Source organism: Sphingosinicellaceae bacterium, assembly GCA_019285715.1.
Classification (GTDB): Bacteria; Pseudomonadota; Alphaproteobacteria; order Sphingomonadales; family Sphingomonadaceae; genus Glacieibacterium.
Genome location: CP079108.1, coordinates 3,662,576 through 3,683,923, shown reverse-complemented (window position 1 = coordinate 3,683,923; position 21,348 = coordinate 3,662,576). Strand labels below are relative to the sequence as shown.

Annotated in this window: 17 protein-coding genes and 1 tRNA gene; 10 read left to right on the top strand and 8 right to left on the bottom strand. The window is 71.2% G+C overall.

Annotation, left to right across the window (positions count from 1 at the left end; translation table 11 throughout):
• Window positions 1-26: 26 nt before the first annotated feature.
• From radA to cysS, 3 genes are read left to right on the top strand one after another with little or no spacing between them, the layout of a single operon-like run.
• Window positions 27-1,400 carry a DNA repair protein RadA gene (gene radA / locus KX816_16970; protein ID QXQ05880.1) on the top strand — a complete coding sequence of 458 codons (1,374 nt, stop codon included), beginning with the start codon at window positions 27-29 and terminating at the stop codon, window positions 1,398-1,400.
• Between the two features lie 43 nt (window positions 1,401-1,443).
• Window positions 1,444-1,983: a CvpA family protein gene (locus tag KX816_16965; protein ID QXQ05879.1), complete on the top strand. Its 540-nt coding sequence runs from the start codon at window positions 1,444-1,446 to the stop codon at window positions 1,981-1,983.
• Window positions 1,984-1,993: 10 nt separating this feature from the next.
• Window positions 1,994-3,310 carry a cysteine--tRNA ligase gene (cysS, locus tag KX816_16960; GenBank protein ID QXQ05878.1) on the top strand — a complete coding sequence of 439 codons (1,317 nt, stop codon included), beginning with the start codon at window positions 1,994-1,996 and terminating at the stop codon, window positions 3,308-3,310.
• Window positions 3,311-3,324: 14 nt separating this feature from the next.
• Here the strand turns inward: cysS and KX816_16955 are convergent, their stop codons facing one another.
• Window positions 3,325-4,737 (bottom strand): MBL fold metallo-hydrolase, encoded by a 1,413-nt coding sequence (locus tag KX816_16955; protein ID QXQ05877.1) that lies wholly within the window; start codon window positions 4,735-4,737, stop codon window positions 3,325-3,327.
• A 10-nt stretch (window positions 4,738-4,747) separates the two neighbouring features.
• Window positions 4,748-6,718, bottom strand: coding sequence for a hypothetical protein (locus KX816_16950; protein ID QXQ05876.1), 1,971 nt, complete (start codon window positions 6,716-6,718; stop codon window positions 4,748-4,750).
• Window positions 6,719-6,799: 81 nt separating this feature from the next.
• On the opposite strand from KX816_16950, the gene KX816_16945 reads away from it, so the two are divergent.
• Window positions 6,800-6,982 (top strand): hypothetical protein, encoded by a 183-nt coding sequence (locus KX816_16945; GenBank protein ID QXQ05875.1) that lies wholly within the window; start codon window positions 6,800-6,802, stop codon window positions 6,980-6,982.
• On the opposite strand, the gene KX816_16940 is transcribed toward KX816_16945, so the two are convergent.
• Window positions 6,979-8,514: a hypothetical protein gene (locus KX816_16940; protein ID QXQ05874.1), complete on the bottom strand. Its 1,536-nt coding sequence runs from the start codon at window positions 8,512-8,514 to the stop codon at window positions 6,979-6,981. The two genes, KX816_16945 and KX816_16940, sit on opposite strands and share 4 nt — an antisense overlap.
• A gap of 116 nt (window positions 8,515-8,630) precedes the next feature.
• Between KX816_16940 and KX816_16935 the strand changes: the two genes are divergently transcribed.
• Window positions 8,631-9,224 carry a GNAT family N-acetyltransferase gene (locus KX816_16935; GenBank protein ID QXQ05873.1) on the top strand — a complete coding sequence of 198 codons (594 nt, stop codon included), beginning with the start codon at window positions 8,631-8,633 and terminating at the stop codon, window positions 9,222-9,224.
• Here KX816_16935 and KX816_16930 read toward each other — a convergent pair.
• Window positions 9,221-11,560 (bottom strand): CoA transferase, encoded by a 2,340-nt coding sequence (locus KX816_16930; GenBank protein QXQ05872.1) that lies wholly within the window; start codon window positions 11,558-11,560, stop codon window positions 9,221-9,223. The genes KX816_16935 and KX816_16930 overlap by 4 nt on opposite strands.
• Entirely contained in the window at window positions 11,561-11,980 is a 420-nt protein-coding gene (locus KX816_16925) for a GFA family protein (GenBank protein ID QXQ05871.1), read from the bottom strand.
• Between the two features lie 185 nt (window positions 11,981-12,165).
• Between KX816_16925 and KX816_16920 the strand changes: the two genes are divergently transcribed.
• From KX816_16920 to KX816_16900, 5 genes are all read left to right on the top strand, one after another.
• The gene (locus KX816_16920; protein QXQ05870.1) at window positions 12,166-12,705 is read left to right on the top strand and encodes an RNA polymerase sigma factor; all 540 of its coding nucleotides are present in this window, start codon (window positions 12,166-12,168) and stop codon (window positions 12,703-12,705) included.
• 99 nt (window positions 12,706-12,804) lie between these two features.
• Window positions 12,805-13,716: a FecR domain-containing protein gene (locus tag KX816_16915; protein ID QXQ08637.1), complete on the top strand. Its 912-nt coding sequence runs from the start codon at window positions 12,805-12,807 to the stop codon at window positions 13,714-13,716.
• Window positions 13,713-16,178 (top strand): TonB-dependent receptor, encoded by a 2,466-nt coding sequence (locus KX816_16910; GenBank protein QXQ05869.1) that lies wholly within the window; start codon window positions 13,713-13,715, stop codon window positions 16,176-16,178. The genes KX816_16915 and KX816_16910 overlap by 4 nt, the downstream gene beginning before the upstream one ends.
• Before the next feature lie 104 nt (window positions 16,179-16,282).
• Window positions 16,283-19,369, top strand: coding sequence for an autotransporter domain-containing protein (locus tag KX816_16905; GenBank protein QXQ05868.1), 3,087 nt, complete (start codon window positions 16,283-16,285; stop codon window positions 19,367-19,369).
• A gap of 2 nt (window positions 19,370-19,371) precedes the next feature.
• The gene (locus KX816_16900) at window positions 19,372-19,644 is read left to right on the top strand and encodes a hypothetical protein (protein ID QXQ05867.1); all 273 of its coding nucleotides are present in this window, start codon (window positions 19,372-19,374) and stop codon (window positions 19,642-19,644) included.
• Here KX816_16900 and KX816_16895 read toward each other — a convergent pair.
• The 3 genes from KX816_16895 to KX816_16885 all read right to left on the bottom strand — a co-directional run bounded on the left by KX816_16895 (window position 19,610) and on the right by KX816_16885 (window position 21,291).
• Window positions 19,610-19,682 (bottom strand) — tRNA-Thr (locus KX816_16895). The two genes, KX816_16900 and KX816_16895, sit on opposite strands and share 35 nt — an antisense overlap.
• Before the next feature lie 58 nt (window positions 19,683-19,740).
• A complete protein-coding gene (locus tag KX816_16890) occupies window positions 19,741-20,952 on the bottom strand; it encodes an acyl-CoA dehydrogenase family protein (protein QXQ05866.1) in 1,212 nt (403 codons plus the stop codon).
• Between the two features lie 63 nt (window positions 20,953-21,015).
• Entirely contained in the window at window positions 21,016-21,291 is a 276-nt protein-coding gene (locus KX816_16885; protein QXQ05865.1) for a BolA family transcriptional regulator, read from the bottom strand.
• Window positions 21,292-21,348: the final 57 nt, after the last annotated feature.

Sequence of the window (21,348 nt, the reverse complement as noted above, 5' to 3'; positions counted from 1 at the left end):
TCCCGCTTCGTTCAGGGGAAAACTTCATGGCCCGCGCCGCCGTCCGCTATGTCTGCCAGGCGTGCGGCTCGGTCGCGTCGCGCTGGGCCGGGCAGTGCGGCGACTGCAACGAGTGGAACACCATCAGCGCCGAGGCGGGGGCGACGGTCACCGCCTTCTCCGCCAAGCACTCGCTCAGTGGCGGCGGCGTCAAGCTGTCGATGGCGGGCCTTGACGACGATGTCGCGATCCCGCCCCGCCTTTCGACCGGGATTGCCGAGCTCGACCGGGCGCTCGGCGGCGGCCTCGTCGCGGCGTCGGCGGTGCTGATCGGCGGCGACCCCGGCATCGGCAAGTCGACCCTGCTCCTGCAGGCCGCCGGCCGCATGGCGCAGGACGGGCACCGCGTCGCCTACGTCACCGGCGAGGAGGCGTCCGACCAGGTCCGCCTGCGCGCCCGCCGCCTCGGGCTGGCCAAGGCCCCGGTCCAGCTCGCCGCCGCGACGTCGGTCCGTGATATCCTGACGACCCTCTCCGCCGGCCCGCCGCCGGCGCTAGTCATCATCGACTCCATCCAGACCATGCACTCCGACACGCTGGAGGGCGCGCCCGGCACCGTCAGCCAGGTGCGGGCGGCGGCGCAGGAGCTGATCCGCTATGCCAAGACCAGTGGTGCAGCAGTCGTCCTCGTCGGCCACGTCACCAAGGACGGGCAGATCGCCGGCCCGCGCGTGCTCGAGCACATGGTCGACACCGTGCTGTACTTCGAGGGCGAGCGCAGCCACCAGTACCGGATCCTCCGCGCCGTCAAGAACCGCTTCGGCGGCACCGACGAGATCGGCGTCTTCGCGATGGGTGAGGGCGGGCTGGCCGAGGTCGCCAACCCGTCGAGCCTGTTCCTCACCGATCGCGATAGCCCGGTGGTCGGCACCGTCGTCTTCCCGGCGCTGGAGGGCACGCGCCCCGTCCTGTGCGAAATCCAGGCGCTGGTCGTCCGCCTGGCGAGCGGCGCCACCCCGCGGCGCGCCGTCGTCGGCTGGGACTCCGGCCGGCTGGCGATGATCCTCGCGGTGCTGGAAGCGCGCTGCGGCCTCAGCTTCTCGGCCTGCGAAGTCTACCTGAACGTCGCCGGCGGCCTGCGCGTCCAGGACCCCGCCGCCGACCTCGCCGTCGCCGCCGCGCTGATCTCGGCGCTGACCGACAGCGTCGTGCCCGCCGACACCATCGCGTTCGGCGAGATCGCGCTGTCGGGCGAGGTGCGTGCCGTCGGCCACGCCGGGCTGCGGCTCAAGGAGGCGGCGAAACTCGGTTTCGGCGCCGCGCTGGCGCCCGCCAGCACCGCAGGTGGCGGCCTGCGCATCCAGGGCTTCCGGACGCTGAACGGGCTGGTCGACTATCTCGGCGTCAAGGCAGAGCACTGACCGCCCTTCACCGCGCCGCGGCAATCCCCTACACGCGACGATAATGGCTCTCCACCTCTCCGCTTTCGACATCGTCGCGTTGCTGCTGATCGCGCTCGGCGGGCTCAGCGGGCTGTCGCGCGGCTTCGTCACCGAGGTGCTGTCGTTGCTCGGCTGGGTCGCCGGTTTCGCCGCGGTCCATTACCTCTATGCGCCGGGCAAGGCCATCGCGACGCGCTTCACCGGGACCGAGGCCGGCGGTGCGGTGCTGGCGTTCGCGGTGATCTTCCTCACCGCGTTCTTCGTCGTCCGCGCGATCGCCACGTCGATCGGCGGCCAGACGCGTAATTCGCTGCTCGGGCCGTTCGACCGGCTCCTCGGGCTCGGCTTCGGCGGACTGAAGGGCCTGCTTGCGGCCTCAGTACTATTCCTCGCTGGTACCATGGTGTTCGACGTCGTCGACCCCGGCCTGCGCCCCGAATGGCTGCGCCCCGTCCGCACCGCGCCGCTGATCGAGGCGCCATCCAAGGCGATGGTCGATTTCGTCGAGCAGCGCCGCGCCCGCGCGGCCATCGCCAACGCCGAGGCGCACAAGAAGTCGTGAGCCCCAGGTCGTGACCCTGCGCCTCTACAACACGCTGACCCGCAGCAAGCAGGCGTTCGAGCCGGCCCGCGCCGACCGCGTCACACTGTATGTTTGCGGCCCGACGGTCTACAGCCGCGCCCACATCGGCAACGCCCGGCCCGCGGTGGTCTTCGACCTGCTGCGCCGCGTGCTCCGGCACCAATATCCCGAGCGGCAGGTCGTCTACGCCCGCAACATCACCGACATCGACGACAAGATCATTGCCGCCGCCGAGGCGCGGGGCGTCCGCATCGCCGACGTCACCGCCGAGTTCGAGGGCCACTACCTCTCCGATATGGGCGCGCTCGGGGTCGAGCCACCCGACGTCGCGCCGCATGCGACCGAATACGTTCCCGCGATGGTCGCGATGATCGCCGAACTGGTCGAGCGCGGCGCCGCCTACGCCGCCGAGGCGCACGTGTTGTTCGACGTCGGTGCGTTCCCCGACTACGGCAAGTTGTCGGGTCGCCGCCTCGACGAGATGATCGCCGGTGCCCGCGTCGAGGTTGCGCCGTACAAGCGCAGCCCCGCCGATTTCGTATTGTGGAAGCCGAGCTTCGACGACCAGCCGGGCTGGGGCTCGCCCTGGGGCCGTGGCCGCCCGGGCTGGCACATCGAGTGCTCGGCGATGATCCGCGAGGTGCTCGGCACGACCGTCGACATCCACGGCGGCGGGCTCGACCTGATCTTCCCGCATCACGAGAACGAACTCGCGCAGTCGGCTTGCGCAAACCACGCGCCGCTGGCGCAGGTCTGGATGCACAACGGCTTCCTGAGCATGGGCACCGAGAAGATGTCGAAGTCGCTCGGCAACGTCACCTCTGTCGGCGACCTGCTGGCCGCCGGCTGGTCGGGCGAGGTGCTGCGCCTCGCCCTGCTCAGCGCGCATTATCGACAGCCGCTCGAGTGGAACGACGCTCTGCTGGAACAGTCGAAGTCGACCCTCGACCGCTGGCAGGGCTTCCTGCGCCGCTCCGACGCGCCCGCGACCGCGGTGCCCGAGCGCTTCATCGCCGCGCTCGCCGACGACCTCAACACCCCCGACGCGGTGGCGACGCTGGCGCGGCTGTCACGGCTCGACGATGTCGGCGGGATGCGCGCGGCGATGGGCCTGATGGGGTTGCTGGAGCCCGACGCCGGAGCCCGGTCGCCTGAGGATGCGGAGATCGACGCGCTCGTCGCCGGGCGGACGGCTGCCCGCGCGGCTAAGGATTTTGGCGAGTCCGACCGCCTCCGCGCCGAGTTGACGGGGCGGGGCATCGTCCTGGAGGATGGACCCGGCGGGACGACCTGGCGGCGAGCCTAGACCGCCCACACCTGTCATCCCGGCGCACGCCGGGGCCCAGCTTTCCGCGCACCCGCTTTACCGAACTGGGTTCCGGCGTGCGCCGGGATGACAGACGTGGGCAACGCACCGAATTCATAATCCACGAACAATTTGCCGCCGACCTCGTCGGAACGCGTCACGGCCCCCTTCTCGGCAAGGCGCGCCATCAGGCCGGGCGCCGGGATCGCGCCCCAGCCGACCTTCCGGGCCATGACCTCGTCGGTCGGCACGAACGCCTGCAGCGCCTTGTGGGTCATCGCTTCGAGACCGCCGGTGCGGGCGGTGGCGTTGCTACTGCCGTGGTGGCCGACCTTGTACAGTGTCGTTCGCGCCAGCAGGTCGGCGGTGGTGGTGCCGTCGGCGAATGCGACCGCCGCCCACGAGCCCCAGTTTCCGAGTTGCGCGTCGCCGGCGAACAGCAGCCCGTCCTTCGACCGCCCGAGGTCGAGCGCCAGTACCAGGCTGGTGTTGTTGGTGCGGTCGTCGAGCTGGAGCGCGAGGTCGGCGGCCGCGCCGAGCCAGTCACCGTCGATGCGCCGCCACGCCTGGTCGGTCTGCGGCGGGTCGGGGTCGGTCGGCAGCGGCGCTGGGTCGACCACCGCCGGCCCGAGGTAATGGTCGCGGAGGAAGGCGGCATGCCTTCCGGTCGTGGGTAACGCGGAGAGCGCGATGCCCTCGGTCTCGTCGAAAGGCGCGCCGGCATCGTCGTCGACCCCGATAGTGCCGTCGGCGAGGGCGAAGCTGGCGTTGAGGCTGGCGGCGATGCCGTAGCTGTTCGGCCCGTCGCGGACGCCGAGCGCCTTCGGGTCGCGCGGCGGCCCGAGCACATAAGCGGTGACACCGAGTCCGGCCGGCAGCGGCACGACCGCGCCCGGCTCGAGGTAGCGGACATGGCCGTTACCGAGCGCGATGCCCTTGTCGCGGGCATCGCGCGACTTCTCGCCGGCAAGGCCGAAGTTGAAGCCGAGCAAGGCGTCGAGGCCGTCCGCCAAGGCGGCTGCGGCGGGCCCGTCGTCGGCGGTCGCGCGGAGCCGGTCGGCGGCTCCGGCGAGCGCGGTCAGTGCCTCGCCCTTGAACGTGTCGAGCGCCTGCGCCTGCGCGTCGGCCGGGTTCTCGGTCCACGCGCACCAGATTTCGCCGACCTCGAACTGCGCGAAGTCGGCTGTCGCGAAGCCCGAGACGTGGTCCCAGTGCTCGTGGGACAGGACGACGATGTCGAGCTGCCTGGTCAGCGAGGCGATGTCGGCGACGACCGCAGCGATGCGCGACGGCCCCCCGGGCGCGCTGTTGTGGATGCCGCAATCGATCAGCATCCAGAACGATTTGGCCCCGGTTGGCCGCGCGAACTCGATCAGGCTGCAGTCGCCGAGACCGTGGCAATAGAGGCGGGCGCGGACCTTGCTCATGAGGTTTGGCTCACGAAATGTCGTCCGCGTGCGCCATGGCGAAGGGCTCGGCGGCGGCGAGGGCGTGGGTGTCGAAATATTGGGACCGGATGACGCTGCCCGGCGGTGCGGCGGCGAAGGCGCGCTGGCGGTCGAGGCGCGTCGTGCTGAGCATGTGCTTGACCACCGAGTAGCGAATCTCCGGTTGGGCCGGGAAATGGCCCTCGGGTGCCGGGTCGACGATCAGCGTGACGCCGCCGCGGAACCAGAAGCGTGGGCCGTCGGGTTGCGTGGGGTCGACGAGTTCGGGGCGGCGCTGGGCGATGACCGCGACAATCTGGTTGGCAGGGGTGCCGTCGGGGCGGACGCGGCGGGCGCGGCGCAGGCTGTGGACGTGGAAGTCGAGGCCACTCCCCTGGATCGGCTGGAAGTTCTCGTCGAAGGCACCGAGCTTGGGGTCGAGCCCGAGTGCGTCGGCGAGGGCGTCGCCGCCCCGCCCCTTGAAGGCGCGCGCGAGGTGGCCATGGAGCAGGCGTCTGCGATCGGCGGCGACGCGGTAGCTGGTCCATCGGTCGGCGGTCACCGCCCAGTCGATGTTGAACTTGGCGATCGCGGTCGCCAGCCATGCCGGGCGGGTGTCGGCGGGCGCGCGCCACGCGAGGCTCTCGACCGACACTGTGCGCAGGCGCGGCGGGAGGAGTCCGTGACCCCGAAAAGCCTGGATCAGCGCGGTACGGTAGCCGAGCCGGTCGTCGGCGACCTGGTCGAGGTCGGCGGTCAGCAGCGCGCGGAGGTACTCGCCGAAGGTGATGTCGTTGGGCGGGCAATAGTCGATCGCGCGGATGCAGATCCGCAGCAGCTGGGCCGCTGCCTTGCAGGTCTCGCGCGCCAGCCGTTCGAGCAGCCCGGGGTGGAGCTCGCCCGGCGGCAGGATGCCCGAACCGCCGGTCGCCAGCCGCACGAGGTCGCCGATGCGCTTCTCGACGATGGCGACGAAGGCTTCGTAGACCGCGAACACCAGCCGCGCGCCGAGCGAGTGCGCCTCGGTCGGGTTGTCCGGCCGGGGCTTACCGGTCGCGGGGTCGAGGTAGTCGCGGAGTGCTCCGGCCCGCCCGCCCGCGTCGCCGAACTGGACCGCGAGCCCGCCGAGCAGCCGCGCCGCGCCGATCTCGCCGCGCGCGTGCGCCATCGAGGCGGTGACGACATCGGTCATGGTGAAGTGCTGGAACAACGCGACGATGTCGGCAAAACCCTCGTGGAACGCCGCGACCTGGGGGTTGGAGGGCTCGCGGTAATGGCGGTGGACGCCGTCGAGCAGCGCGTGGGTCATCTCGTGCGCGACGATGTCGGCGGACAGGCAGGCGAACACCATCGTCCCCGCCACGGTCGAGCCGACGTCGGCGGCTGCCGGGAAATAGCCGAACAGCAGCGCCGCCTTGGGCGGGCTGTAATAAGCGTTACGCTCGCGCAGCGCGTGGGGGTAAATGCGCAGCCGCGGCACGTACTCGAACACCGCCTTGCCGCCGACGACAGTGTTGCGCGGTGCCCACAATGCCTGCCGCCCGAGCGCACCCTCGAAGGCGTGGATGGTCTTCATGCCGACCGCGTAGACCATCTGCTGGTGGAACTGCGGGTCGCCCTCCGACGGCATCAGGCCGTCGCTGGCGAGCAGCCGCGGGTCGTCGAGGTTGACCGGCGGGTAGGCGCGGTCCGACGCCGGATCGACGTCGACGACCTCGATATACTCGCCGACCGGGCCGGGGCGGAGGACGGAATTGCCACGATGATCGGCCTCGTAGGGCACGTCGATCGTGGCGGTTGCGAGGGACACGGTGTCGAGGCTCGCGGCGAGGGCGGGGTCGAGCGCGAACACCCGGAGGCGGCGAACGCTGGGGACCGAAATGGCGCGGGGGCGGCGGCGGGCGGCAACGGGCAAGGGGGCGGCAGGCGGAGCGTCCGGCGGCAACATCGGGCCGGTCGCGTCCGCTGACCCGTCAGCCATGGTCCGCCTCCATCCCCCGTCGAACGCCGAGTATGCGGCAGATTGCTCGCGGGTGTCGAGGTTTTGCGGCAGGATGCCCGGATGGGTGACGATGCCGATGAAGCAAGGAATGAGGCGGCGGCGTTCCTCGCGGTCCTGAAGCAGCATGGACGCGTGCTGGAAACGGACGACCCCCTCGCGCCGCTGCCGCCCGGGGTGACGCACGTCCTGGTGCGCGAGAACGGCAAGCAGCGGCTGATCGAGCGGCGGAAGTCGGCGTACTAGGGGCGGTGCCGGCAACCGCACGCGAACGCGATGCGGCGGAGCTGGGGTGCGGAGCCCGTCACGCCCGCAGTCACGGCGTGGGTCTTGGTGCCCGGGGTCGCGACCGCACCGGTGCCTTTCGGCTTGCGGGGCGCGCGCTTCTTCGCGGCCGCCGGCGGCGCGTCGAAGGCGATGTCGTCGCGCCGCAGCAGGGTCTCGACGAAGGACCGGACCTCGGCGCTGATCGAGGCACCGCTGTCGACCGCGCCGAGCAAGGCCGCGCTGCCGCCGCTCTCGCCGACAAAGGCCTCCTGCGGGGCGACCGCGACCGCACCCGCTAGGCGGGGATCAAGGCTGCCGATGTCGACGGCGCGGTCGATGCTGGCGACGGCGACGGCGCGCGCGCCGAACTCGACGCGGCGGTAATTGGTGGTCGACCCGGCGGGAGCACCGAGCAGGGTCGCGAGGTCGCGGTCGCCGCCGCTGCCGAGCGGGGTGTCGCCCGACGCCGCGAACCCTGCCGCGACCGGGCCGAGCGGCTGCTGCGGCGTCAGCAGCGTCGACGAGCCGACGTCGATGCCGTGGTGGTTGTAGGCCGCGCGTATGTCGGGGCTGTTGGCGCCCTTGTAGGCGGCCGCGTCGAGCGCCAGCATGTTGACCCCGACCGACTGGAAATAGCGCGGCTTGACCGGCGCGCGCAGCACCGCGTTGACGAGCAGCCACATCGCCACCTTGGTCGCCTGCCACAGCCCGGCCTCGTCCTGCTTGGTGCGCAGGAAGATGCCGACGATGGTCCGGTAGAAGGTGCCGCCGAGCAGCTGCCCGAGCGAGTGCATCTCGTTGATCAGCACCGTGCCCGGGCCGTCGGCGGGCAGCTGGGTCGGCAGCAGCCAGCGGAAGTCGTTCCGGCAGTGGCGGGGCAGCGCGGCATTGATCGTCGGGCCGAACGCCGCGGCGACTGCGGCTGCCAGCGCTTCGACCAATGTCTCCACCGGGTTGGCGTTGGCGAGCTTGGGATCGTTCTTGAGGATCGCCAGCCGGTTCTGCTGGTCGGACAGCGCGGTCATCAGCGCGATGCAGTCGCCGAAGCCCTCGTGGAACGCCGACACCTCGATCATCGCCGCGTCCCACAGGTCCGGGCGCAGCGCGTCGAGGATGGCGTGGCCGGTCTCGTGCGCGACGGTGTCCTGCGAGGCCCCTGAATAGAAGGTCTTGCCGGCGATCGGGCTCTCGAAGAACGACAGGCTGGCGCGGTCGTAGTAGGCGTTGACGTCCTGCCCGGCGTCGGTGTTGAGCGGCAAGGTCATGCGCGGCGGCGTGCCCTGCCAGGCCTTCAGCGCGCCGGCGCAGGCCTCGTAGGCGTTGATCGCCGACAGTGCCGCCTCGCGCGCCGTCCACGCGGCGTATTCCTTGCTGTCGGGGCCGTAGACCTGCTCGACGGGCAGGCCGGCGACGGCGAAACCGACCTTGGGCGCGGCGCGGTCGGGCGACGGCGTGATCTGGCGGGACGGGGTGCCGGAGACGGGGTCGTTCGGGATGTAGGCGATCGTCATCGAGTAGCCCCCGGATAATGCGCGGCCCGTCATTATCACGCAGCGGCAAGCGAGTCAGCGCCGCGCTTCCGAAACGAACGCTTGCGTCGCGGCGCCCGGGAAGCCAGCGTCACATCATGGCAGCAAGCATCACGACAGCGGCTCCCGGCGACTGGGAGCCGCTCGGCAGGGTCATCGGCAGCGCGTTCGCGGCGGACCCGGTGTCGCTTTGGACGCTCGGCAGCGCGGCCATGATCGTGTCGACCTTCCAGGCGCTGGCGCGCTACGTCTACCTGCCGCGCGGGCGCTGTTTCCTCGCCGGCGAGAACGGCGGCACGATGTGGCTCGAGCCCGGGCGGTCGAAGGAACTGCCGCTCGGGGCGACGCTGGCGGTCGCGGCGAAGATGCTCGGACGCTCCGGCCTCGGCTCGGTCCGCCGCGCGCTGGCGGTCGATGCGGCGATGAAGCAGCACCGCCCGGTCGCGCCTCACCTGTACCTGTTCGCGGTCGGGGTGGCGCCGGGCGCGCGCGGGCAGGGGCTCGGCCAGGCGCTGCTGGCACCGGTTCTTGCGGAGTGCGATGCGACCGGTACCGATTGCTATCTCGAAAACAGCAACCCCCGGAACACCAGCTTCTACGCCGGGCAGGGGTTCGTGCCCGGCCCGACGTTCATACCCGCGCCGGGCTGCCCGCCGCTGATGCCGATGTGGCGGCCGGCCCGCTCCGCCTAGACCCGGCGCGCGGCCTCGGCGGCGGCGCGCACGTCCTCCGCCAGCGGTTCGATGACCCCCGCGGCGATCAGGGCCTCGACCTTCGCCGGATCGAGGCCGAGCCAGTCCGCGACGACCTCGGCGGTATCCTCGCCGGCGAGCGGCGCTGGGCGGGTCGGCGGCTCGGCGTTGGTCAGGCTGGGGACGTGCCAGCGCTCGGTCAGGAAGTCGTCGGGCAGGAACGGGTGCGCCTCGGTCCGGAACAGGCCGCGCTCGCGGAAATAGGCGAAGTCGGGGAGGTCGGCGACGCGGAGCATGCGCGCGGCCGGAACTCCAGCGGCCTGCAGCTCGGTCATCGCGGCGTCGGCGGTGCGCGCCAGCAGCCACGGCCCGAGGGCGGCGTCGATGCGGTCACGCGCCGCGAGCCGCGCGACTGGAGTGTCGAGCGGGTCGCCACCGACGCCGACCAGGGCGTCGAGTGCGCTCCAGTCCGCGCCGCCGCGCACCGTGACCACGCACCACTCGTCGTCGCCGGACGTCGGATAGACCTGCCAGGGCCAGTCGGGCGGGCCGCCGGTGGGCTGGCCTTGCGAGAGCCGTGCCGCATCGGCGGCGAAGTGCGCCAGCATGACTTCGGACTGGGCAATGCTCGCGGTGCCGCCGCGGCCGGTGCGCAGGCGGCGGATCAGCAGGGCCACCGCTGCCATCGCGCCGATCCGAGCTGCGACATGGTCGGGATAGACCGTTACCGAGTCGCAGAAGCCCTCGGGGTCGTCGGGGTAGCGCCACGCAGTCGCCAGCCCGGTCACGGCCCGGACCAGAGGGCCATAGCCCATGCGCGTGCTCCACGGTCCGGTCGCACCGAACGCCGAGCTGTCGGCCATGACGATCGCCGGGTTGATCGCGGCGATCTGCTCGTGGTCGAGGCCGAGCGACTTGAGCGTGCCCGGCTTGTAGTTCGACAGGATGACGTCGGCCTTTTTGGCAAGCTCGAGGAACAGCGCATGCCCGGCGGGATCGCGCAGGTTGAGGCCAAGGCTGCGCTTGTTGCGGTGTCCGGTGACGAAGCTGATCGACATTCCGTAGGACAGGTAAGACTGGCGGCTGCCGTCGGGGAACGCCTGGGATTCGACCTTGATGACGTCGGCTCCGAGGTCGGCGAGCAGGCGCGACTGTTCCGCCCCGACGACGATGACACCGAGGTCGAGGACGCGGAGCCCGGTGAAGATGCGCGCGGTGGCGGGCTGCAGCGGCGACCAGTCCGGCTCGGTAGCGGCAGCGGTGGGGGTGGGCGCGATACCGAGGCGCTCACCCTCGACCGTGACGACCCCGTTCGGCAGGGTCACGGCCGTGCCGTCGTCGCGGCGGGCTTCGGTGAAGGCGTGGCGGGCGCGCATGTGCTCGGTGGCCATGCACTCGGCGAAGGTCAACACCGCCGCGATCGGGACGCCGCGGCGCTCGCCCTCGGCCTCGAGTTCGGCGCGGGTCTTCTCGGCGATGAACGCCGCGATCGCGGGCATCAACTCGGGCGAGCGGTTGCGGTGCGAGATGCCGGCAAAGGCTGGGTCGGCGAAGGCGGCGGGCTCGCCCATCCAGCGGAACATGCCCAGCCACTGCCGCGGCGCGAGGATGCAGATCCGGACATGGCCGTCGGCGCAGCGCAGGATCGGGTACGAGAACCCCCGCGAGGGCCGGTCGCGCGACAGCAGGTGGGCGGGCCGTCCCATAGTCGCGCTGCCGTTGATGCCGTAGCCGGGGTCGAGCGCCTGCACCGCGCCATCGAGCGCCGAATAGTCGATATGGTCGCCGACGCCGGTGCGGAGCGCATTGTACAGCGCCGCGACGAGCGCGAAGGCCGCCTGCGACGCGGCGCACTGGTACGCCAGCTCGCCGGGCGGCAGCAGCGGCGGCTGGCCACGGATGCCCGAGCGCGACAGCTCGCCCGAGAGCGCGTGGAGGACGGGGTCGGTCGCCTGCCAGCCGCTGATCGGATTGCCGGTGCCGAAATCGCTGACCGTCATGGTCACCAGCGCGGGGCGCTCGCGGCGCAGCGCGGCGAGGTCGATACATTGCCCGGCCTCGACGACGATGGCGTGGGCAGCAGCGATCAGCGGCTGCGCGGCGGGGCTGTCGATGGCGGCACCGAAGGAGCGCTTGCCGATGTTGGCGGCGATGTCGGCGAACGGATCCGCGGGGTCGGCGGGGACCACGCGGTCGACGGTGGCACCGAGCTCGGCCAGATAGCGGGTGATCGCCGCAAGCGGCCCGCGCACTCCGTCGACGACGCGGATGCCCGCCAGTGGACGGTCGACAGCGAAGGATTCCGCAGCTCCGGCGGGGCGGGACTCGGTTTGCAACTACTGCGGTCCCTGCGCGAACTGGGGCAGGTCCGCCGGGATCACGACCCACGGCAGGGCGGAACTGGTCCAGATATGCATCGACGGGGCAAATCGGTCGGGTTCGACCAGCGTTCCGGCTTTGACCGCGAGGAATTGCGGGCTGACCGACGGCACCGATCGGATCGGTGAGCCGCAGCTTCCGCAGAACTCGCGCGACAGCGGCGCGCCGCTGTTGGTGTCGCGGTCCTCCCACGACGCCATCGCGCCCTCGACGGCCATGTCCTCGGTGCGAATGATCAGGTTGACCGAGAAGGCCGACCCCGACTGGCGGCGGCAGCTCGTGCAATGGCAGGCCATCACGGAAAGCGGCGGTGCCGTGATCGTGTAGCGAACCGCCCCGCAGTTGCAGGCTCCGGCCAGCGCGAACCCGTCCGCCATCTTGCCTCCCAGGCTTGCATCGTGCGGGACCTGCGTGAGCCCCGGCAATCGCTTGTCCGCCTGTCGGTCGATCGACCGGAGGCTGCAATACATTGTTTGACTAGGTGCGCCGAAACGCGGGGCCAGCGCCGACAAGCACGATGGGTATCGCCGCCGCAGCCTTTCGGCTAGGTCCAGCGACCTCAATGACGAGTGTTGCATCGACCAGTCCCGGACCGGGAACCGAGCCGGCCAATGGGCTCGAGGCTGTGTTCCTCGGCAGCCGTGCAGCGTTGCTCGGTTTCCTGCGCAGCCACGGTGCCGGCGACGCCGCGGAGGACCTGCTGCAGGAACTGTGGATCAAGATCGGCAAGGCTCCTCCGGGCCCGGTCGCGCAGCCGCTGGCGTATCTGTACCGCGCTGCGAACAACCTGATGCTCGACCGCTACCGGTCGGCGCGGCAGGCGGCGAAGCGCGATCATGCCTGGAGCGACGAAGTCGACGTCGTCGCCGAGCCGGCGGCTGAGCGCGCCCTCATCGCGCGCGAACAACTGCAGCAGGCGCGGGCGGTGCTCGACGGCGTCGGCGAGCGCGCCGCGGCGGTGTTCCGGCGGCACCGGCTGGATGGCATTCCCCAGCGCGACCTCGCGAGCGAATTCGGGATCAGCCTGACCACGGTCGAGAGCGACCTGCGCCGCGCCTACCGTGCGATGATCGAACTCAGGCAGCGCCTCGATGACAACTAGAGCCCAAGCCGACAGGACATCAAGGCCCGTGGACCGCGGCAACGTCATGCGCACGAGGATGCCATGAACCCTGAACCCGCGAAGTCCGGACCTATGACCATCGACGACCAGGCGCTCGACTGGGTGATCCGGCAGCGCGAGACCGCGTTCGCCGACTGGGAGGCGTTCGCCGCCTGGCTCGGTACGTCGCCCGGCCACGCTGATGCCTATCACGCCCTCGCCGACGCGGAGCGTGAGCTCGACGACCTGGTGCCGCGGGCACCCCGCCCGTTGTTCGCGCCAGCGCCACGCCGCGCGATCCCGCGCCGCGCCTGGCTTGGTGGCGCGATCGCGGCGTCGCTGCTCGTTCTGGGCTACGGCGCCCTGGGGCACCGGACTGCGCCCTATGATATCGAGACTGCGGCGGGCGAGACCCGGACGCTGACCCTCGCCGACGGCAGCCAGGTCGCGATGAACGGCGGTACGCGGCTGACCCTTGACCACAATGACGCACGCGCCGTGACCCTCGACCACGGCGAGGCGGTGTTCACCGTCGTCCACAACGCCGCCGACCCGTTTCGGCTGGCCGTCGGCGGCGCGACGCTGGTCGATGCGGGGACGGTGTTCAACGTCGTGCGGCGTGACGGCTCGACCGACGTCGCGGTCGCGGAAGGGGCGGTGGTCTACAATCCGAAGGGCGAGAACGTCCATTTGTCCGGGGGCCGCACGCTCCACGTCGTCGACCGCGATACCAGGCTGGTGATCGGTGAGATCGAGCCCGGTGTCATCGGCGCGTGGCGGACCGGGCGGCTGGTCTATGCGGGCACGCCGCTGGCGCTGGTCGCCGAGGACCTGACCCGCAATCTCGGCACCCACATCACCGCCAGCCCGGCGGTCGCGGCCCGCAAGTTCCGCGGCGTGATCAGCTTCGGGCGCGACCGCAACGCCGTGATGAACCGCCTCGGGCCGTTGCTCGGCGTCGAGGTGCGGCCGGTCGCGGACGGCTGGCTGCTGGCCGAACGGACCGGGTGACCCGGCCCCGCGCACTCCTGTTTGCCACTCTGCTGGCCGCGACACCCGTCGCGGCCATTGCCGCATCTGCGCCCACGCTCGACCTGCCCGCCGGGACCCTCGGCCAGGCGGTCGCGGTGCTCGGGCGGCAGGCGGGCATCAGCGTCGCGATCGGCGACGACGGGCTCTGGAGCCAGCGCGTGCCCGCCATCAAGGAACGCGGCGTCGCGGCGGCGCTGGCCCGGCTGACCAGGATGAGCGGCGCGCGGCTGGTCGCGATCGACGCCGTCACGTGGCGCATCGACCGCCCGGTGGTGCGCCGGGCGATTGCCTCCGCTCCCGCCGTGCCGACCCTGTTCGCCATGCGCGCCGCCGTGGCCGACGACGCCCCGATCGTGGTCACGGCGACCAAACGCGGCTTCCAGTTCGCCAATTTCGCCGGCACTGCGACCCGCCTCGACGGCAACGACCTGAGCTTCGGGGGCGAGGGCGGCAGCGACAGCGTGCTGGGGCGGCTGGCGAGCATCTCGTCGACCCACCTCGGCGACGGTCGCAACAAGCTGTTCATCCGCGGCATCGCCGATTCGAGCTTCACCGGCCCGACCCAGGCGACTGTCGGCCAGTACCTCGGTGACGTCCGCCTGACCTACAACGCCCCCGACCCCGACCTGCGCCTGTACGACGTCGCCGCGGTCGAGGTCCTCGAAGGGCCGCAGGGGACGCTGTACGGTGCCGGCTCGCTCGGCGGCATCCTGCGCATCGTCCGCAACCCGCCACGGCTCGGCGAACCCGAGGCGTCGATCTCGGCGGGTGTCTCGGCGACCCAGCACGGTGATCCGAGCGGCGACGTCGGCGGCATGGTCAACCTGCCGCTGGTCAAGGACAAGCTCGGCCTCCGCATGGTCGGCTACGGGATCACCGAGGGCGGCTATATCGACGACGTCGAGCGCCATCTGGACAACATCAACCGGACGCGCACCGCCGGTGGCCGGATCGCGCTGCGGCTCGATGCCGGCGACGACTGGATCGTCGACCTCGGCGGTACGCTCCAGTCGATCCGCGGCGACGACAGCCAGTACGCCGACCGCGGCCGGCCCCTGCTGACCCACGCCAGCGCCATCGCGCAGGGGTTCGACGCCGACTATCGGCTCGGCGACCTGGTGGTCACCAAGGCGTGGGACGGTGTCCGCCTCGTGTCGTCGACCGGCATCGCCAGCCAGACGCTGGCGGAGCGCTTCGACGCTACCACCGCGGACATCGAGGACAGGGTCTTCGACCAGCGCAACCACACCTCGCTGATCACCAACGAGACCCGGCTGTGGCGCCCCCTGGAGAACGGCTTCGGCTGGACGCTCGGCGGCAGCCTGCTCCACAACCGGGCGCGGCTGAAGCGCTCGCTCGGGCCGCTCGACGCGCCCGCGCCGGTCACCGGTGTCGCCAACACCATCGACGAGGCGACGCTGTTCGGCGAGGCCAGCGTCGTGCCGCTGGCCGGGCTGACCATCACCGGCGGCGCGCGGCTGTCACGGTCGAAGCTGTCCGGCGGGGTCGAGGACGTCCCGACCAGCGTCGAGGCGCTGGCCAAGACCGTCGAGCTGGCGCGCGAGAGCATCGTCGCCAGCCGGACACACACCCGCGTGCTGCCGTCGCTGTCGGCGACCTTGAAGGCAACCCGTGCCATCGAGTTGTTCGCGCGCTACGGCGAAGGCTTCCGCCCCGGCGGGCTGTCGGTCGACACCGACTTCGTCCGGCGCTTCCAGAGCGACCGCGTCGCGACGATCGAGGCGGGGGTCCGCACCGGCGTCACGGGCAAGGGCGACTACGACCTCGCGGCAACCGTGTCGCGGACCCGGTGGCGCGACATCCAGGCCGACTTCATCGACGGCAACGGCCTGCCGACCACCGCCAACATCGGCGACGGGCGCATTTACAGCTTCGCGGTGACCGGTGGCTGGCGGCCAATGCCGGGCCTGTCGATCGATGCGGCGGTGATCGTCAACGACAGCAAGGTCACCAGCCCCGACATCCAGTCGCTGGTCGGCGTGGCGCTGCTCGGCGCGGCGCTGCCGATAGCCTCCAGCGCAGCGCTGGCCGACGGAGCCTCGGCCGCCGCGCCGATGCTGGCCACGCCGCTCCGCCGGATCCCCAACGTCGCGCGGGTGACGGCGCGTCTCGGCATCGACTACCACACTGCGCTGAACGACACCCTCGACCTGCGGATCGGCGCGTCGGCGCGCTACACCGGCACGTCGCGGCTCGGCGTCGGGCCGCTGCTCGGCGAGGCGCAGGGGAACTACCTGGATACCGCGCTGACCGCGCGTGTCGGCCGCCCCGAACTCGGACTGACGCTGGCGCTGACCAATCTGGCGGACAGCACCGGCAACCGTTTCGCGCTCGGCACGCCGTACCAGTCGCTCGGCGCCGACCAGATCACGCCGTTGCGGCCGCGCACCCTCCGTCTCGGCATCGACGCGCGCTTCTGAGAAAATTGCTGGCCGCCGCCAAGGCTGGCCGGTTACGACATCGTCAACCCTCCTGACAGGCAAGCGCACCCCGCGTTCCCCCGCCTGTGCCGGAGTAAGTTGCCTTGCGTACACTGTTCGCGTCGACCTGCCTGACCCCGCTCGCACTCCTGCTCGCCGGCGCGACGCATGCCGAGACCCTGATCGACACCAAGCGCACGACGGCGGCGGCGACCGCGACGATCAAGGGCGGTGCGGCCGACGACATCCGGATCACGTCGGCGGGCTCGATCACATTGGGGACGGGCGTCGGCGTGACGCTGAGCGGCGTGAACAAGATCACTAACGAAGGGACGGTAAAGATCACCGACGCCAACGACGCCGTCGGCATCCTCGCTGCGATGGGCAGTACCGGCGCCATCCTCAACAGCGGCACGATCACCGTCGACGAGACCTATGTCCCGGTCGACACCGACAAGGACGGCGACCTCGACGGTGGCCTCGCCTCCGGGTTCCGCCGCACCGGCATCCGTACCGCGGGCGCCTTCACCGGCAACGTCGCCAATACCGGCGGCATCGGCATCGAGGGCAACGACTCCGCCGGCATCGCCCTCGACGGCGCGCTGACCGGGTCGCTCAGTACCAGCGGCACGGTCGCGGTCGTCGGCGACCGCTCGGTCGGGGTCCGCGCCAACGCCGTCAGCGGAGCGGTTCGCGTCGCCGGCACGGTGACCGCCCAGGGCAAGGATGCGATCGGCGCGTCGTTCCTCGGCGACATCGGTGGCGGACTGGTCGTGCAGGGCACCCTCAGCGCGACGGGCTACCGCGCGACGACGCTGCCGGCCGACATCACCAAGCTCGACGCCGACGACCTGCTGCAGGGCGGTCCGGCGCTCAGCGTCGCGGGGAATGTCGCGGGCGGCATCATCCTCGCCATCGCACCGAAGGACACCGATCCCAAGAACGACGACGAGGACAAGGACGGCATCCCCGACGCCACCGAAGGCGCCGCCGCAGTCACCAGTTACGGCGCCGCCCCCGCCGTCCGGATCGGCGCAGCGGATCATGCCGTGACCATCGGCGCGGTCACCGGGTCGACCTTCGGCCTCGTCATCGATGGCAGTGTGTCCGGGCTCGGTGTCTACAAGGACGTCGCTGCGACCGGCCTGCAGGTCGGTGGCCTCGGCGGCGCGGTCACAATCGCCGGCGGCATCGCGGTAAACGGCACGGTCCAGGCGATCTCCAACAACGCCAGCGCGACCGCCCTGCGCTTCGGCAACGGTGCCAGCGTCGCCGAAATCCGGGTCGCGGGCGTGGTCGGCGCGGCCGGTGGCGGCGTTGCCACCGCGACCTCGACCGCGATCGCCATCGATGCCGGCGCGACCGTCGGCACGATCCGCAACAGCGGCACGGTCAAGGCGGTTGCGTCGGGCGTCGATGGCTTCGCGACCGGCATCGTCGACCGCTCGGGGACGCTCACCCTGGTCGAGAACAGCGGCACCATTGCCGCGTCGGGGGCGACCGCGACCTCCGCCCGCAACGTCGCCATCGACCTGCGTGCCAACACCGCTGGTGCCGTTGTCCGGCAGGTTGCGGGTGCCGCCGGGGCGACCGCACCGTCGATCACCGGGGACATCCTGTTCGGCTCGGGCAACGACACGCTGTCGCTCGGCGGCAAGTCGAGTTTCACCGGCACCACCGATTTCGGCGGCGGCAGCGACCAGCTGTCGATCACCGAGGGCAGTAAATTCACCGGCAGCCTGCTCCGCAGCGGCAACCTTGCGGTCAACGTCGGCAGCGGCGCGCTGATGCTCAACACCAAGGGGGCCGTCGCGCTCGGCTCGCTCAGCGTCGGCGCACAGGGCGTGCTCGGCGTCACCATCGACGCCGCGGCTAAGACCAACACGGTGTTCCAGGTCGCCGGTGCGGCGAGCTTCGCCGCCGGGTCGCAGGTCGCGTTGACCCTCAGCAACGTCAGCCAGGCGGAGGGGCGCTACGTCATCGTGCAGGCCGGCTCGATCAGCGGGGCCGCCAACCTCACCGCCAGCCCGATGCTGCTGCCCTTCATCTTCAAGAGCAATGTCATCGCCGGCAGCGCCAACGAGATCGCGGTCGAACTGAAGCGCAAGACCGCGACCGAACTCGGCCTCAACGACTCCCAGTCACGGGCCTACGACGCCGTCGTCAAGGCGCTCGACAGCGATGCCAAGGTCGCGGGTGCGTTCCTCGACATCGCCGATGCCAAACGCTTCGGCACCACCTTGCGCCAGCTGCTGCCCGATCACGCCGGCGGCACCTTCGAGGCGGTGACCCAGGGATCGCGCGCCACCGCCCGGCTGCTCGCCGACCCGCAGGGCAACCTCGTCGAGCACGGCCGCTGGAGCACCTACCTGCAGCAGGTTGCGTGGGGCCGCTCCAAGAGCATCGCGAGCACCGCCGGCTTCGACGTCAGCGGCTGGGGCGCGACCGGCGGCGGCGAAATCGCCACCGGGGTCGGCAGCTTCGGTGGCTCGCTCGCCTACCTCCACGGCAAGGATGCCGACGGTGGCACCGACAACGAGGTCGGCTCCGACCAGTACGAACTTGCCGCCTACTGGCGCGGTCAATGGCACGGCTTTACCGCCAATGCCCGCGTCTCCGGCGCGAAGATCAACTTCACCGGCACGCGCCATTTCCAGGGCAGCATCGGCAGCGAGGCCGTGTCGCGCGACGCCGAGGGCAAGTGGGACGGCAGCCTGTTGTCGGCCTCGAGTGCCATCGCCTACGAGACGCGCTTCGGCCGCTTCACCGTGCGCCCGGTCGCCGCGGTCGACTACTACCGCCTGCACGAGGGCGGCTACACCGAGAACGGCGGCGGCAAGGCCTTCGACCTGAACGTCGACTCGCGCAACAGCGACGAGCTTGCGCTGTCGGCGACCCTGGTGGCGGGCCTCAACTTCGGCGACCGCACCTTTGTCGAAAACTGGTTCCGGATCGAGACCGAGGGCGGCCGCCGCCAGATCGTCGGTGGCGGGCTCGGCGACACCACGGCGCGGTTCGCCGGCGGGGACGCCTTTACGCTCCGCGCCCAGGACCGCACCAACGGCTGGATCGGCCGCCTGCGCGCGGTCGGCGGCAGCGGCGGCTTCCGCCTCGTCGGCGAGGTCAGCGCCGAGCAGCAGCAGGGCCGCGCCTCGGTCGCGGCCCGCGCCGGCGTGAGCTTCTCGCTGTGATCGTGGCTCCGAAACCCGGCCACCGTATCCGCTGGGCGGTGGCGATCGCGGCGGTGCTGTGGCTGGCCCCCTCGACGGTCTCGACCGGCCGCATCGCGAGCGCCCCGCTGCACGTCGATGCCCCGGTCTTCCTGACCCGCCCGACCCCAACGACACGCGACGATGTCCGCCGCCTCCACGCCGTCGACGACCGGGTGTTCATGGCCGTCGCCGCCGCAGCACCGGCCCAGCGCGCGACGGTGCCGGCTGCAGGAATCGAACCCGCGACCCCCTGATTACAAATCAGGTGCTCTACCATCTGAGCTAAGCCGGCATGGCGCGCTGCCCATTAACGCAAGCGGGCGTCGCTCGGCAACTGCAGCGGCGGCCGATTACTGGCGACCCAGGGTGCCCCAGACGATGTTGCGCTGGATTTCGTTACTGCCGGCGTAGATCGAGCCGGCGCGGTCGTTGAGGTATTTCGGGACGGCCTTGGCGGCGAAGGCGCTGCCCGCGGCGCGGCCGTTGGCGGGTGCGGTGAAGCCGGGGGTGGGGCCGCCCGGCACCGTCAGCTGCGGCTGCCAGGCGGCGGCGTAGGGCCCGGCGGCGTCGAGCTCGACTTCGGTCAGGCGCTGGCTGAGTTCGGTGCCGAGGACCTTGAGGACCGACGCCATGGTGCCGGGCGCGCCGCCGACCGACAGGCGGCTCATCAACTGGAGTTCGAGCGCGTCCATTGCCTCGACATCGGTAGCGACGCGGGCCATGCGCGTGCGGAGCGCGGCGCCGCCGTGCTCGAGCGTCGCGATGTGCGCGCCGAGGCGGTTCAGGCGAGTGCGCAGGTGCGGGGCGTACTGGCTGCCGCCGCGCTCGAACTCCATCAGGTACTTGGCGACGCGCCAGCCGTCGTCGATGGCGCCGACGACGTTGGCGACGGGCACCCGGACCTCGTCGAAGGTGATCAGGTTCTGGATGTGCTCGCCCGACAGCGACACGGTCGGGCGAACGGTGACGCCGGGGCTGGTCATGTCCATCAACGCGAAGGTGATGCCCTGCTGCGGCTTGGCGAGCGTCGCGGTGCGGACCAGCACGAAGATCATGTTGGCGGCGTGGCCGTGGGTGGTCCAGATCTTGTGCCCGGTGCAGACGAGGTCGTCGCCGTCGCGGACCGCCTTCATCCGCAGCGAGGCGAGGTCGGAGCCCGACTCGGTCTCGGAGTAGCCTTGGCACCAGAAATCGTCGCCCGCGAGCATCCGGGGCAGCCAATGCGCCTTCTGAGCGGGCGTACCGTAGCCGAGCAGCACTGGGCCGCACATGCCGAGGCCCATCGGCGACAGCGGCGGGGCGCCCGCCTCGGCTTCCTCGCGGGCGAAGATGTATTTCTGGACCTGGCTCCAGCCGCAGCCGCCGTACTCGACCGGCCACGACGGCGCGACCCAGCCATGGGAGTGGAGGCGGCGCTGCCATTCGAGCGCGATCTCCGGGGGCGCGTACACGCTGGTCAAGCAAGCGGCGGCGTCACGCAGCTCGGGTGTCAGTTCCGCGGCGAAGAAGGCTCGCACCTCGTCACGGAAGGCGAGGTCGGCGGCGCTCCAGTTCAGGTCCATGGGTTGACGCTCGCGGCAAGTGCCCGCTCGGTCAAGCTGCAGAAACGATAGGGCCGCGTGCGGTCAGTCCTCGCCGGGAGCCTTCGCCTCGATGACGAGGGCGTGGATGCGGTCGGGAGCCATCAGGTCGCCAAGGGCTGCGTAGACGGCGCGCTGTCGCTCGAGGCGCGACTGGCCCGCGAAGGATGCCGCGGTCAGCCGGACGGTGAAGTGGCTCTCGCCCGCGCCGGAATGGCCGGCGTGGCCGCTGTGGTCGTCGCTGTCGTCAATCACCTTCAGCGCGGTTGGCGCGAGCGCTGCGACAAGACGCTGCTCGATTTCGTTGGCCCGTTCACCCATCGACGACTCCCTTGGCGGCTGATGACCGCCTATATGCCGACGTCCGACACCCAACGC